The sequence below is a fragment of the Enterobacter cloacae complex sp. IR53030 genome, from assembly GCF_049238365.1.
In the GTDB taxonomy this organism is placed as follows: Bacteria; Pseudomonadota; Gammaproteobacteria; order Enterobacterales; family Enterobacteriaceae; genus Enterobacter; species Enterobacter kobei.
This window is the reverse complement of the sequence record NZ_JBMKHA010000011.1, coordinates 140,866-154,230: the sequence shown is the minus strand read 5'-3', so window position 1 is coordinate 154,230 and position 13,365 is coordinate 140,866. Positions and strand designations below refer to the sequence as shown.

9 protein-coding genes and 2 pseudogenes are annotated in these 13,365 nt (G+C 55.7%); 5 read left to right on the top strand and 6 right to left on the bottom strand.

Annotated features, from left to right (window positions below; translation table 11 throughout):
• The first annotated feature begins 299 nt into the window (after positions 1-299).
• Positions 300-1,985 carry an alpha,alpha-trehalase gene (locus ACOTXR_RS13415; protein WP_048997474.1) on the top strand — a complete coding sequence of 562 codons (1,686 nt, stop codon included), beginning with the start codon at positions 300-302 and terminating at the stop codon, positions 1,983-1,985.
• 82 nt (positions 1,986-2,067) lie between these two features.
• On the opposite strand, the gene ACOTXR_RS13410 is transcribed toward ACOTXR_RS13415, so the two are convergent.
• Positions 2,068-4,170 (bottom strand): TonB-dependent siderophore receptor, encoded by a 2,103-nt coding sequence (locus ACOTXR_RS13410; protein WP_058690971.1) that lies wholly within the window; start codon positions 4,168-4,170, stop codon positions 2,068-2,070.
• Between the two features lie 112 nt (positions 4,171-4,282).
• The gene (locus ACOTXR_RS13405; protein WP_014884251.1) at positions 4,283-4,537 is read right to left on the bottom strand and encodes a GlsB/YeaQ/YmgE family stress response membrane protein; all 255 of its coding nucleotides are present in this window, start codon (positions 4,535-4,537) and stop codon (positions 4,283-4,285) included.
• A gap of 207 nt (positions 4,538-4,744) precedes the next feature.
• Between ACOTXR_RS13405 and ycgR the strand changes: the two genes are divergently transcribed.
• Complete coding sequence (gene ycgR, locus ACOTXR_RS13400) at positions 4,745-5,476, top strand: flagellar brake protein YcgR (RefSeq protein WP_014884252.1); 732 nt, start codon at positions 4,745-4,747, stop codon at positions 5,474-5,476.
• A gap of 37 nt (positions 5,477-5,513) precedes the next feature.
• Here the strand turns inward: ycgR and emtA are convergent, their stop codons facing one another.
• Complete coding sequence (gene emtA / locus ACOTXR_RS13395; RefSeq protein ID WP_014884253.1) at positions 5,514-6,125, bottom strand: membrane-bound lytic murein transglycosylase EmtA; 612 nt, start codon at positions 6,123-6,125, stop codon at positions 5,514-5,516.
• Positions 6,126-6,231: 106 nt separating this feature from the next.
• Between emtA and ldcA the strand changes: the two genes are divergently transcribed.
• Entirely contained in the window at positions 6,232-7,146 is a 915-nt protein-coding gene (gene ldcA, locus ACOTXR_RS13390) for a muramoyltetrapeptide carboxypeptidase (RefSeq protein ID WP_058690972.1), read from the top strand.
• Positions 7,147-7,243: 97 nt separating this feature from the next.
• Positions 7,244-8,959: pseudogene (locus ACOTXR_RS13385) on the top strand (potassium/proton antiporter); the annotation flags it as partial.
• Here the strand turns inward: ACOTXR_RS13385 and ACOTXR_RS13380 are convergent.
• The 3 genes and pseudogenes from ACOTXR_RS13380 to ACOTXR_RS13370 form a co-directional block, all read right to left on the bottom strand.
• Positions 8,915-9,016, bottom strand: a pseudogene (locus ACOTXR_RS13380) (hypothetical protein); the annotation flags it as partial. The pseudogenes ACOTXR_RS13385 and ACOTXR_RS13380 sit on opposite strands and share 45 nt — an antisense overlap.
• Before the next feature lie 9 nt (positions 9,017-9,025).
• Complete coding sequence (gene dadX, locus ACOTXR_RS13375) at positions 9,026-10,096, bottom strand: catabolic alanine racemase DadX (protein WP_058690973.1); 1,071 nt, start codon at positions 10,094-10,096, stop codon at positions 9,026-9,028.
• A gap of 9 nt (positions 10,097-10,105) precedes the next feature.
• Positions 10,106-11,404, bottom strand: a complete 1,299-nt coding sequence (locus ACOTXR_RS13370) for a D-amino acid dehydrogenase (protein WP_222834557.1) — start codon at positions 11,402-11,404, stop codon at positions 10,106-10,108.
• 321 nt (positions 11,405-11,725) lie between these two features.
• On the opposite strand from ACOTXR_RS13370, the gene ACOTXR_RS13365 reads away from it, so the two are divergent.
• On the top strand, positions 11,726-13,258 hold the full coding sequence (locus ACOTXR_RS13365) for a SpoVR family protein (RefSeq protein WP_058690974.1): 1,533 nt from the start codon (positions 11,726-11,728) through the stop codon (positions 13,256-13,258).
• Positions 13,259-13,365 lie beyond the last annotated feature (107 nt).

Genomic DNA, 13,365 nt, shown 5'->3' with positions numbered 1-13,365 from the left:
AGATCCGCGAAATTTTAATCAGCGAGTCAGCTTGGGAAGAAATGACCTGCTTATTCGCACCTTCCTTAGGTTTATGTATATTTTAACGTGCAATATATATGATTATTTAAAGACATAATTCTTTTAATTTCATTTGCACAACTAATTCCTCCCGGCCGGACCGGACGGGCGAAGCGGTAAATTGTCTGGTTCTGCGCAAAATGGGATATTGAACACGCGAAGCGGTCGATATTCGTCTAAGGTTTTCAGGTGATTGATAACAGCGGTCACGCTGCTGAGCGAATACAGGAGACGAACAGATGATAAGACCTCGTACTTTACGCCCTGCTCTTTTGCACCTCGCGCTGGGAGGCGCGCTGCTCGGTGCGACGACATTGAGTTATGCTGATGAACAGCCTGCGTTCCAGAAAAACTCCCCCGATATTTTACTTGGCCCTCTCTTTAATGATGTGCAAAGTGCCAAACTGTTTCCCGATCAGAAAACCTTCGCTGATGCCGTCCCCAAAAGCGATCCGCTGATGATCCTGGCGGATTACCGGATGCAGCACACCCAGTCCAGCTTTGATCTGCGCCACTTTGTAGAGATGAACTTCACGCTGCCTGCGGAAGGCGAAAAGTATGTTCCGCCCGCAGGACAAAGTTTACGCGAGCATATTGACGATCTCTGGCCCGTACTGACGCGTACCACCGATAAAGCCAGTAATAAATGGGATTCCCTGCTGCCGTTACCGAAGCCTTACGTTGTGCCCGGCGGACGCTTCCGCGAGGTCTACTACTGGGACAGCTATTTCACCATGCTGGGTCTCGCGGAAAGCGGCCACTGGGACAAAATCAGCGATATGGTGGATAACTTCGCCTGGGAGATTGATACCTTTGGACATATCCCCAACGGCAACCGCAGCTACTACCTGAGCCGCTCCCAGCCGCCGTTCTTCTCCATGATGGTGGAACTGCTGGCGACGCACGACAGCGATGCGCTAAAGAAATATCGCCCGCAGATGGAAAAAGAGTACGCCTACTGGATGGAGGGCGTGGATTCTCTTCAGCCAGGGCAAGCTAACCAGCGCGTGGTGAAGCTGGATGACGGTTCGGTGCTCAACCGCTACTGGGATGACCGCGATACTCCGCGCCCCGAGTCCTGGCTTGACGACGTCAATACCGCCAAAAACAACCCTAACCGACCCGCGACTGAGATCTACCGTGATTTGCGCTCCGCAGCGGCTTCGGGCTGGGACTTTAGCTCCCGCTGGATGGACGATCCGCAAAAACTCGGCACGATCCGCACCACCAGCATCGTGCCCGTCGATCTGAACGCGCTGATGTTTAAAATGGAAAAACTGCTCGCGCGGGCAAGCCAGGAGGCAGGCGACAGCGCCGCGGCGAGTCAATACGAGGCGCTGGCGACCGCGCGTCAGAAAGCCATCGAGAATCACCTGTGGAATGATAAAGAGGGCTGGTATGCCGATTACGACCTCAAGAGTAAGAAGGTGCGTAATCAGCTTACCGCGGCCGCTCTCTTCCCGCTCTACGTGAAGGCGGCGTCGCAGGAGCGTGCCGATAAAGTTGCCGCGGCGACCTCCGCGCGCCTGTTGAAACCGGGCGGCATTACCACCACCACTATCAACAGCGGACAGCAATGGGATGCCCCAAACGGCTGGGCTCCGCTGCAGTGGGTGGCGACGGAAGGGTTGCAGAATTACGGGCAGAATAAGGTGGCGATGGATGTCACCTGGCGCTTCCTGAAGAACGTGCAGCACACTTACGACCGCGAGAAGAAACTGGTGGAGAAATATGACGTATCAACAACCGGTACGGGCGGCGGCGGTGGCGAGTACCCGCTGCAGGATGGGTTCGGCTGGAGTAATGGCGTGACGCTGAAAATGCTGGATCTGGTCTGTCCAAAAGAAAAACCGTGTGACAGCGTACCGGAAAATCAGCCTGCGGCGAATGACGAGGCTGCGCCGGTAAAAGCTGCGGCGCAGTAAGGGAGTATTGCCGGGTGGCGGCTACGCCTTACCCGGCCTACGTTGGGTTTGTAGGCCCGGTAAGCGCAGCGCCACCGGGCAGTCAGAAGCTGTAGCTCGCCCCTAACTGATACGTCCTGTCACGCCCAATCCAGCAGTTGGTTGCGTCGTAGCAGGTCAGCGTCTCTTTATTGGTGATGTTCTGCATACTCGCCTTAAGCGTGAGTCCCGCCAGCGACGGCAGGATTTCGCCCATCCGGTACGAGGCCGCCAGATCGTACTGCGTGGTGCCGCCCAGTTTACCCGCATCGTTAGCCGGTGAAATTTCCATCGGACCGGTGTAGCGTGCCCCAGCCCCCAGCATCAGTCCTTTCAGCGGCGTACTCTCGAAAGTGTAGTCCCCCCACAGATTGAAAGCGTTCTCCGGCACCTGAGTTGGACGTTTACCCTGGTATTTATCATCTTCGGTATTGATCGCATGGGTGTAGGCATAGTTGGCAATCAGCGTCAGGTTGTCCGTCGGACGGCTGATGGCGGAGAGCTCTGCCCCTTTGGATTCCACTTCCCCGGTCTGACGATAATTCAGGAAGCCCAGATCGGAGGTGACAACGTTTTTCTGCCGGATGTTAAACACCGAGGCGGTAAAGGTGGTGGCGTATTCAGCCAGCAGATATTTTACCCCGCCTTCCACCTGCTTGCTGGTGGTCGGTTTGACGTCTTTTGCCGTGAGCGTTCCCTGCGGTGACACCGGCGCAAAACCTTCGGAATAACTGATAAACGGTGAAATACCGTTATCGAAGGCGTAAAGCGCGCCCAGACGTTTGGTGACGCGGTCCTGCGATACCCAGGCTTTATCCCCGTTTTTCAGGTAATCGGTGGTGACGGAGCGGTAATCGTCGTAGCGCAGGCTACCCAACAGATTTAAGCCACCGAATTCCACCTGATCCTGCAGGTAGTAACCGTTCTGCTGATAGCTGAGGCGATTCTTCTGGGCGGTGTAGAGCCCCAGTGCGCCTTCGCTGATTTGCTTATAGTCAGGATCGCGCATGTCCATGCCTGGCGTGGCCGACGCGTAACGGTAGTGGAAATGCGAGTTCATCTTCTGATAGTCAAACCCGGCCAGCAGATGGTGCTGCCATTCACCCAGCGCAACGGTTTTCGTCACCTGGTTGTCGATGTTGAAGCTCTTAAGATCTTCATCGGTGGTGTAAGCAAAGCGGTTGAGCTGATAAACCTCACTCCCCGTGCCTGTCGCATAGACGCTGCGCTGGTGGGTATCGACGTCAAAATAGCGCGCTTTCTGGTTAAAGCCCCAGCCGCTGTCAAACTCGTGTTCAAAGCTATAGCCCAGCATCCACTGGCGCTGCTTAAACCCAGTCCATTCATCTCCGGCGTAATCACGGCGATCGGCATATTTCGAGCGCAGATAAGACAGCGGGAGCGGATTTGACGGCGTCAGGCTCGGGGAGTTTTGCGCCAGCGCATCCAGCGTGAGACGGGTTTTGCTGTCGGGCTGCCAGGTGACGGACGGGGCGACCAGGTAATTTTCATACCGGGTGGTGTGCGGCTGATCGTCATTCTCCGTCGCCTTGCCCAGCAAACGGTAATTCCAGTCGCTGTCGGCTATCTGCCCGGTTGAGTCGAGATAGCCCTCTTTCAGGTTGCGGTTACCGGTATTAAAACCGACCTCCGTTCGCGCTTCCCGCTGCGGTTTTTTACTTTGAATATTCACCAGCCCGCCCGGCGAACCACCGCCGTAAAGCACCGATGAAGGCCCTTTCAGGATATCGACGCTGTCAATCAACAGCGGATCGATACGAGCCTTGGTATTGCCGGTGACGTTATAGGGCAACTGCAATCCGTTATAGAACTCCTGATCGACGGTAAAGCCACGAATTTTGTATTCGCTCATGTAGGAGGTATTACCGCGCACTTCGGTTGAGACGCCCGGGGCATAGCGCAGGATTTCATTCACGGAGTTCGCATGACGCTTTTCAATTTCCGGGGCAGAAAGCGTATTGATGACCTGGGGCGTTTTACTTTCGGCAACGGCCGATTTCGTAGCGCTGTTCGTCCAGGCCGGCAGCGCGCTGCCCTGCTCTGAGCCCGTGACGACGATGGTAGATTCTTCGGCGAAAGCCTGGACCTGCAATGCCAGCGTGACGGCACCGGCCAGAGCGCATAACGTAAAACGTGAGGAGTTCATAATGTCGTCTTATTGTTAGATGCAATACGGAACGACAATTATTATCATTTCGATTAACAAATCAAGATTCAGGCAAAAAAAACGGCCCTCCGCAGGGAGCCGCTATGTCATTTTAGGCTCGTCGCAGTAACCTGAATATGCCCAGCACAACAATGGCGCCGACGACAGCAACGAGGAAACTGTGCATGTCAAAACCACTGATGTTGCCTCCAAAGCCAAACATCGTCGCCAGCCAGCCGCCCACAACCGCACCAACAACCCCGAGAACACAGGTCAAAATGAAGCCGCCGCCATCGTTTCCCGGCATGATGAGTTTAGCGATAGCGCCAGCGATAAGACCAAAGATAATCCAGGCGATGATACCCATAGCGATGCCCTCTTTCAGGTTTAACGCATGTGCAGAAAACCTTCTGCACAGCTAACGTAAGTATAGGTCATCAGCATAAAATCATTTTCCTCTCACCGACTTATCTTGCATGCAGCAATAAAAAAAAATCACCGGTTTGTATTAAGTTTGAGTGTGGATTGCCGATAACGCTCAGACAGTCTGTCATTAATCAAGGAGCCATCCGGCGTGAGTCATTACAGTGAGCAGTTCCTCAAGCAAAATCCGCTGGCTGTATTAGGGGTATTACGCGACCTGCAAAAAGGCGAAGTGCCGTTGCGCATCAGCTGGTCAAATAATCAGTTTATCAGCAAGATCCTTGACGTTTCGCAGGAGCGACTGATTGTTGACCTGGGCAGCCAGGAGTATGAAAACCGCGCTGCGCTAAGAGCGGAACATATTGCGGTGATGGCCGAAACCCATGGAGCTAAAGTGGAGTTTGTCCTGCCGCGACTGGAACTGAGCGAATATCAGGGACTTCCCGCTTTTGTGACCCCTCTTCCGGGCAACCTCTGGTTTGTCCAGCGTCGTGAATACTTCCGCATCAGCGCCCCGCTTCACCCTGCCTATTTTTGTAAGGCCAAAATGCCGGACAAAAAAGAGCTTCGTTTCCGTCTCTTTGACCTGTCGCTGGGCGGAATGGGGGCGTTGCTGGATTCAGCGAAACCGGACGGACTGGTAGAAGGCATGCGTTTTACCCAAATTGAGCTCGATATGGGCGGCTGGGGTCGCTTTTATTTCGATGCACAGCTGATTGCCATCAGCGAGCGCACGGTGGTGGACAGCAAAAACGAAACGATTACCACGCCGCGTCTGAGCTTCCGTTTCCTGAACGTCGGGCCAGGCGCTGAACGCGAGCTGCAGCGTATTATCTACTCGCTGGAGCGTGAAGCACGGGAACGTGCAAATAAAGTCCTGTGAAAAAATCGGGCAGCGCAACCGCCGCCCGTTTGCGGCATTACATGGCATCCATCGCTTTCTGTACTTTCCAGATATAACGAGGCGCCTGTGGTGCCGGATGATTCTTCGCGACATGCTCGACGAACTCATCTTTGTCCATGCCGTTGATCTCGTCTATCGCCTCTTTACGGTCAGAGGAGAAAGTTCTGAGCAGCGCCCCTGCACCGTTCACGTATGAGACCACCAGCGCGTATTGCATCACTTCCGGATCCTCGATGCCCTTCAGCACGCCATGTTCCAGAATGCTCAGATACGCGGTACCCATGGAAATGTTGCGTTCCGGGTTCTTCAGCTCGCTGGTCGACGGCTGTCCGCTCCAGCCCATGTAGCGGTAGACCTCTCTCCCCGCCGTTGAAGCCTTAAGCTGCATCAGTCCCACCGCGTTGGATTTGCTGACGAGCGTAGGATTACCGCCGGACTCCACCGCAATAATCGCGGTGATCAGACGCGGGCTCACGCCCCAGGCCTTCCCGGCTTGTTCACTGATTGGCATCCACTGCATAGCCCGTTTCACCGGCACTTCCGGGTTCCAGGGCGGGTTTTGATAATCATGTTTTGAACTACAGCCAGCCAGCAGCACAATCAAAAAAGCAAACCATCTCAATTTCACGTCATCTATCCTTATAGCCGGTCATCGCGGTGCGCCGCCCTTGAAGCAGGCAGCGTATACGCGGCATGATATAGACAATTAGTTTCTCATTCAGCAAGGAATTGCCATGTCTCAGTTTCATCTCATCGCGCCGTCGGGCTACTGCATTAACCAGGACGCGGCACAGCGGGGCGTTCAGCGCTTACTGGAATCTGGTCATCAGGTAGAAAATCAGACAATTATCCCCCGCCGCCAGCAGCGTTTTGCCGGAACGGAAGCGCAGAGGCTGAATGATATCAATAGCCTGGTGAGTCTGAAGGGTAAGGATCGCATCGTCCTTGCCGTGCGCGGCGGCTACGGGGCGAGCAGGCTGCTGGAGAGCATTGACTGGCAGGGTCTGGCGCAGCGCCAGCAGCAGGATCCGCTGCTGATTTGCGGCCACAGCGATTTCACCGTCATCCAGCTAGGTCTTCTGGCCCTGCACAATGTCATCACGTTTAGCGGCCCCATGCTGGCCGGTAACTTCGGCGCGCCAGAGCTGGATGCGTTTACCATGGAACACTTCTGGCGCGCGCTGCGTAATCCCACCTACAGCGTGGAGTGGCAAGGCAACGGACCGCACTGGGAGTGTGAAGGTCAGCTCTGGGGCGGAAACCTGGCGATGCTGGTCTCGCTCATCGGCACGCCGTGGATGCCGGACATCGAAGACGGCATTCTGGTACTGGAAGATATCAACGAACATCCGTTCCGCGTCGAGCGCATGCTCTTGCAGCTTTATCATGCCGGTATTCTTGAACGCCAGTCCGCGATTGTGCTGGGCAGCTTTAGCGGCGCTGCCCCCAATGACTATGACGCGGGCTACTCGCTGGAAACCATGGTCGATTTCATCCGCTCCCGGCTGGACATTCCCGTGATCACCGGGCTGGATTTGGGCCATGAGCAGCAAACCGTCACTCTTGCGCTGGGGGCGCACGCCAGGCTGAAGCATGATGATGGCGGAAGCCAGCTCACCATCAGCGGCCATCCGGTCATAAAGGGGTAAAAAATCCGTTAAACCGCCTTAATAAAACGCTGTTACCGACGTTAATATGTTAGGGTTTTAGTAACAGCGTTAACATTGAGGTGGGAGTAAGAGAACATTGGATGCCGCAGCGATAATCAGCCTTTTCATTTTGGGTTCTGTCCTTGTAACCAGCAGTATTTTATTAAGTTCATTTTCATCGCGTCTCGGCATACCTATTCTTGTTATTTTCCTTGCTATCGGCATGCTGGCTGGCATTGATGGCATCGGCGGTATCCCATTCGATAACTACCCTTTTGCCTACATGGTGAGTAACCTCGCCCTGGCGGTGATCCTGCTTGACGGCGGCATGCGTACGCAGGCGAGCTCCTTCCGCGTGGCCCTGGGGCCTGCGCTTTCACTTGCCACGGTCGGCGTGTTAATTACCTCTGGCCTCACCGGGATGATGGCTGCGTGGCTTTTCCATCTGAATATCATGGAAGGTTTGCTGATTGGCGCGATTGTAGGCTCAACCGACGCGGCAGCCGTGTTTTCCCTGCTCGGTGGAAAAGGGCTTAACGAACGTGTCGGCTCAACGCTTGAGATTGAATCCGGCAGTAACGACCCGATGGCGGTGTTCCTGACCATCACGCTGATCGAGATGATCCAGCAGCACGAGACCGGGCTGAGCTGGATGTTTGCGTGGCATATCCTGCAGCAGTTCGGCCTGGGGATACTGATAGGTCTGGCGGGGGGATACCTGTTACAGCAGATGATTAACCGCATCTCGCTCCCCTCGGGGCTGTATCCACTGCTGGCGCTGAGCGGCGGGATCCTGATTTTTGCCGTCACCACCGCTCTGGACGGCAGCGGTATTCTCGCGGTCTACCTCTGCGGATTCCTGATGGGTAACCGCCCTATCCGCAACCGTCACGCTATTTTGCAAAACTTCGACGGTCTTGCCTGGCTGGCACAAATCGGCATGTTCCTGGTGCTGGGCCTGCTGGTTACGCCCTCGGATCTGCTGCCGATTGCCATTCCGGCGCTGCTGCTGTCTGCGTGGATGATCTTCTTCGCCCGTCCGCTGTCGGTGTTTGCCGGTCTGCTGCCGTTTCGCGGCTTCAACCTGCGCGAGCGTGTCTTTATCAGCTGGGTGGGCCTGCGTGGCGCGGTGCCGATCATCCTTGCCGTCTTCCCGATGATGGCCGGGCTGGATAACGCACGACTGTTCTTTAACGTGGCGTTCTTCGTGGTGCTGATTTCACTGCTGTTCCAGGGGACGTCGCTCGGATGGGCGGCGAAAAAAGCCAAAGTAGTGGTCCCGCCCGTGGGCTGGCCGGTGTCCCGCGTGGGGCTTGATATTCATCCGGAGAACCCGTGGGAACAGTTCGTCTATCAACTGAGCGCCGACAAGTGGTGCGTAGGGGCATCGCTGCGCGATTTGCACATGCCGGCCGAAACACGGATTGCCGCGCTGTTTCGCGATAATGTCCTGCAACACCCTACCGGCAGCACCCGGCTTCGCGAAGGGGATATTTTGTGCGTGATTGGCCGCGAACGCGATCTGCCCGCGCTGGGCAAGTTGTTCAGCCAGTCGCCTCCGGTGGCGCTGGACCAGCGTTTCTTCGGTGATTTTATTCTGGAAGCCAGCGCCAAATTTGCGGATGTGGCGCTGATTTACGGTCTGGATGAAGGTGCTGAAGACGGTGATAACCAGCAAACGCTGGGCGAAATCATCCAGCAACGACTTGGCGCTGCGCCGGTCGTCGGCGATCAGGTGGAATTTGCCGGGATGATCTGGACCGTTGCCGAAAAAGAAGATAACGCGGTGCGGAAAGTCGGTTTGCGGCCGATGGAAGAGGACGCAGAGTAGCGGGTTTATGCCGGGTGGCGGCTTCGCCTTACCCGGCATAAGAACACGTTACACCGTTACAACCGGCACTCTCGGCGCCAGGGCGCACATGAGTTCATACCCCACCGTTCCCGCCGCCGCGGCCACGTCATCAATTTTGACTTCATTGCCCCACAGCTCAACCGGTGAACCGATGCCCGCCTGCGGACACGGCGTGAGGTCAACCGCCAGCATATCCATTGACACGGTCCCCACCGTGCCCGTACGGACGCCGTCCACCCAGACAGGCGTACCGGTTGACGCGATGCGCGGATAGCCGTCGGCATACCCGCCTGCCACAATACCAATTCGCTGTTCGCCCTGCGCCCGGTAGCGGCTGCCATAGCCCACCGTGTCGCCCGCCTTCAGCGTCTGCACGCCGATTATCTCACTGCGTAGCGACATCACCGGCTTCAGGCCGCTGTTGGCAATATCCTGCCATTGACCGGACGGGGATGCACCATACAGAACGATCCCCGGACGCACCCAGTTATAATGCGCTTCGGGATGCCAAAGCGTCGCCGCAGAGTTCGACAGCGAGCGCGGACAGTCCAGCCCTTCTGCCGCCTGCTCAATGCGGACCATGGCATCGGCAATGCCGTCCGGTTTTTCCGCATCGGCAAAGTGCGCCATCAGCGTCATTTCGCCCACATTTTTCAGGGCGCGCAGCTGTTGCCAGACCGTATGTACCCGCTCAGGCTGAAAGCCCAGACGGTTCATGCCGCTGTTTACCTTGAGATAGATATCCAGCGGCGCGTGGAGTTTTGCATCCTGAATCGCTTTAATCTGCCAGTTGCTGTGAACGCTGGTGGTCAGACGATACTTATCCAGCAATGGCAGATCCTCGGGGTGGAAGAACCCTTCCAGCAGCAAAACCGGCCCTTTCCAGCCGCGTTCGCGCAGCAGGATAGCCTCTTCCAGATTGAGCAACGCAAAACCGTCGGTGGCGCTGAGCGCGCTCCAGATACGGTCAATACCGTGGCCGTAGGCATTCGCTTTGACTACCGACCAGACGCGCGAACCAGGTGCTGCCCGGCGAACAATTTGCAGGTTTTCCTTCAGGGCCTGCAGATCCAGCTGAGCCAGAACAGGACGGGACATGACAACTCCTTAGTTATGCGCGCCGTGCAGATGCTGTGGACGCGTTGGCGTGAACCCTGATTGATAGCGCGCCGCACTTAAATCGTCAAATGGAATGGCTGGCGTGCGCCCGGAAATCAGGTCGCTCAGCAGCTGACCGGATCCGCAGGCCATCGTCCAGCCCAGCGTGCCGTGTCCGGTATTGGTCCACAAATTTTTAAACGGCGTACGGCCAACAATCGGCGTACCGTCCGGGGTCATCGGACGCAGACCGGTCCAGAATGTCGCCTGCTCAACAAAGCCCCCGCGCGGGAACAGGTCCCCCACCACCATCTCCAGCGTTTCACGACGCGGCTGCAGGAGGTCGGTGTTGAAGCCGACAATTTCCGCCATGCCGCCCACGCGGATGCGGTTATCAAAGCGGGTAATGGCGATTTTGTAAGTTTCATCCAGGATGGTTGATACCGGGGCGCCGCTCTCTTCTTTCACCGGAATGGTCAGCGAGTAGCCCTTCAGCGGATAAACAGGAATATCGAGAATGCCTTTCAGCATGGCGGTGGAGTACGAGCCAAATGCCATCACGTAGGCATCCGCTTTGATCACCTCGTCGCCACACTTCACGCCGTAAATTTTTTCCCCTTCCGACAGCAGCTTGTCGACAGCGGTGTTAAAGCGGAATTTCACCCCCGCCTGCTCGCACATGTGCGCCAGACGCTGGGTAAAGAGCTGACAGTCGCCGGTTTCGTCATTAGGAAGACGCAGGCCGCCCGTCAGTTTATGCGCCACTTCCGCCAGGGCAGGCTCCACCTGCCCCAGCTGGCTGGCCTCCAGCAGCTGGTAAGGTACGCCGGCATCTTCCAGCACGGCGATATCGCGGGTGGCGTTTTCATACTGTTGCGCGGTGCGGAACAGCTGCAGCGTGCCGCCCTGACGGCCTTCGTACTCAATGCCGGTCGACGCGCGCAGGGTCTTAAGACAGTCACGGCTGTATTCCGCCAGGCGCACCATGCGCCCTTTGTTTTCCATGTAGTGGCGGGTATCGCAGTTGCGCAGCATCTGCCACATCCACTTCAGCTGGAACGGCGTGCCGTCAAGGCTGATGGCCAGCGGCGCATGGCGCTGGAACATCCATTTGATCGCCTTCAGCGGTACGCCAGGGGCTGCCCACGGCGCCGCATACCCCGGAGAGATTTGCCCGGCATTCGCCGCACTGGTTTCAAGCGCCGGGCCGGATTCACGATCGATAACGGTAACCTCATGTCCTGCCTGACTTAAATACCAGGCGCTGGTTACGCCAACGACACCACTTCCCAGTATGACAACACGCATAGCCACTCCATAATGTGCAAAAGAACAATCTTCTAATTACAGATTGATAACCTAGTTGAAAATATTATTCAACATACGACTTTTTTATGGTGACTTGCCTCACACATCCCCCAGTATCAGGGGATGGTGCTAATTTGGGATCTCATGCTGAGCTTTATTTTTAACCAGCATAAAATGCTGAAGGAGTCGCTTTTTTTGCCGTATCAAAAACGGGAAATCGCAAAGAAAAAATTTCTTGTCGGGCACGCTTTTTAACACGTTGATCTATGCTTGAAAGGAGGCTCTCCAGACAGAGAGAGCACCCACAACGAGGGCGCGCTAATGGCTACTATTGATTCCCTGAACAAGGACAACACACGTCTGAGCGATGGACCCGACTGGACCTTCGAGCTGCTGGATGTCTACCTCGCCGAAATCGACCGGGTAGCAAAACTGTATCGCCTGGATACCTATCCCCATCAAATTGAGGTGATTACCTCTGAACAGATGATGGACGCTTACTCCAGCGTCGGGATGCCGATCAACTATCCGCACTGGTCGTTTGGTAAAAAATTCATTGAAACGGAGCGCTTGTATAAACACGGTCAGCAGGGGCTGGCGTATGAGATTGTGATTAACTCCAATCCGTGTATTGCGTATTTAATGGAAGAGAACACCATTACCATGCAGGCGCTGGTGATGGCCCACGCCTGTTACGGCCATAACTCGTTTTTCAAAAATAACTATCTCTTCCGCAGCTGGACGGATGCCAGCTCCATCGTTGATTACCTGATCTTCGCGCGTAAATACATCACCGACTGCGAAGAGCGTTATGGCGTGGATGAGGTGGAGAAACTGCTCGACTCCTGCCACGCCCTGATGAACTACGGCGTGGACCGCTACAAACGCCCGCAGAAAATCTCCCTGCAGGAGGAGAAAGCCCGACAGAAAAGCCGCGAAGAGTATCTGCAAAGCCAGGTGAACATGCTGTGGCGCACCCTGCCGAAGCGTGAGGAAGAGAAAGCCGTCGCCGAGACGCGTCGTTATCCCTCCGAGCCGCAGGAAAACCTGCTCTACTTTATGGAGAAAAACGCCCCGCTGCTGGAGCCGTGGCAGCGTGAGATCCTGCGCATCGTGCGCAAGGTCAGCCAGTATTTCTATCCGCAGAAACAGACGCAGGTGATGAACGAAGGCTGGGCGACATTCTGGCACTACACCATCCTCAACCATCTGTATGACGAGGGGAAAGTGACCGAGCGGTTCATGATGGAGTTTCTCCACAGCCATACCAACGTCGTGTTTCAGCCGCCTTATAACAGCCAGTGGTACAGCGGGATTAACCCGTATGCGCTTGGCTTTGCGATGTTCCAGGATATTAAGCGTATCTGTCAGTCGCCAACGGAAGAAGACAAGTACTGGTTCCCGGATATCGCCGGTTCAGACTGGCTTGAAACGCTGCATTTTGCGATGCGCGATTTTAAGGACGAGAGCTTTATCAGCCAGTTTATGTCGCCGAAGATCATGCGTGATTTCCGCTTCTTCACCGTGCTGGACGATGATCGTAACAACTACCTGGAGATTTCTGCGATTCATAACGAAGAGGGGTATCGCGAGATCCGCTCACGGCTCTCTTCTCAGTACAACCTGAGCAATCTTGAGCCCAATATTCAGGTCTGGAACGTCGATTTACGCGGTGACCGTTCTCTGACGCTGCGTTATATCCCGCACAACCGCGCGCCGCTGGATAAAGGACGTAAAGAGGTGCTGAAGCATGTTCACCGCCTGTGGGGCTTTGACGTGCAGCTGGAACAGCAGAATGAGGACGGCAGCGTAGAACTGCTGGAACGTTGCCCGGCGCGGTTGAATACGTTGTAATGTTTTTTGCCGGGTGGCGGCTACGCCTTACCCGGCCTACGGTTTTTGTAGGCCCGGTAAGCGAAGCGCCACCGGGCGAAAAAAAACCTCTCACTTGAGAGGTTTTT

What these genes read in the sequence shown, in the direction of transcription:
- ACOTXR_RS13370 (WP_222834557.1), bottom strand. Translation starts at nt 11,404, where the DNA reads ATGCGTGTTGTCATACTGGGAAGTGGTGTCGTTGGCGTAACCAGCGCC.
- ACOTXR_RS13410 (WP_058690971.1), bottom strand. Translation starts at nt 4,170, where the DNA reads ATGAACTCCTCACGTTTTACGTTATGCGCTCTGGCCGGTGCCGTCACG.
- ACOTXR_RS13415 (WP_048997474.1), top strand. Translation starts at nt 300, where the DNA reads ATGATAAGACCTCGTACTTTACGCCCTGCTCTTTTGCACCTCGCGCTG.
- dadX (WP_058690973.1), bottom strand. Translation starts at nt 10,096, where the DNA reads ATGTCCCGTCCTGTTCTGGCTCAGCTGGATCTGCAGGCCCTGAAGGAA.
- ldcA (WP_058690972.1), top strand. Translation starts at nt 6,232, where the DNA reads ATGTCTCAGTTTCATCTCATCGCGCCGTCGGGCTACTGCATTAACCAG.
- ACOTXR_RS13365 (WP_058690974.1), top strand. Translation starts at nt 11,726, where the DNA reads ATGGCTACTATTGATTCCCTGAACAAGGACAACACACGTCTGAGCGAT.
- ACOTXR_RS13405 (WP_014884251.1), bottom strand. Translation starts at nt 4,537, where the DNA reads ATGGGTATCATCGCCTGGATTATCTTTGGTCTTATCGCTGGCGCTATC.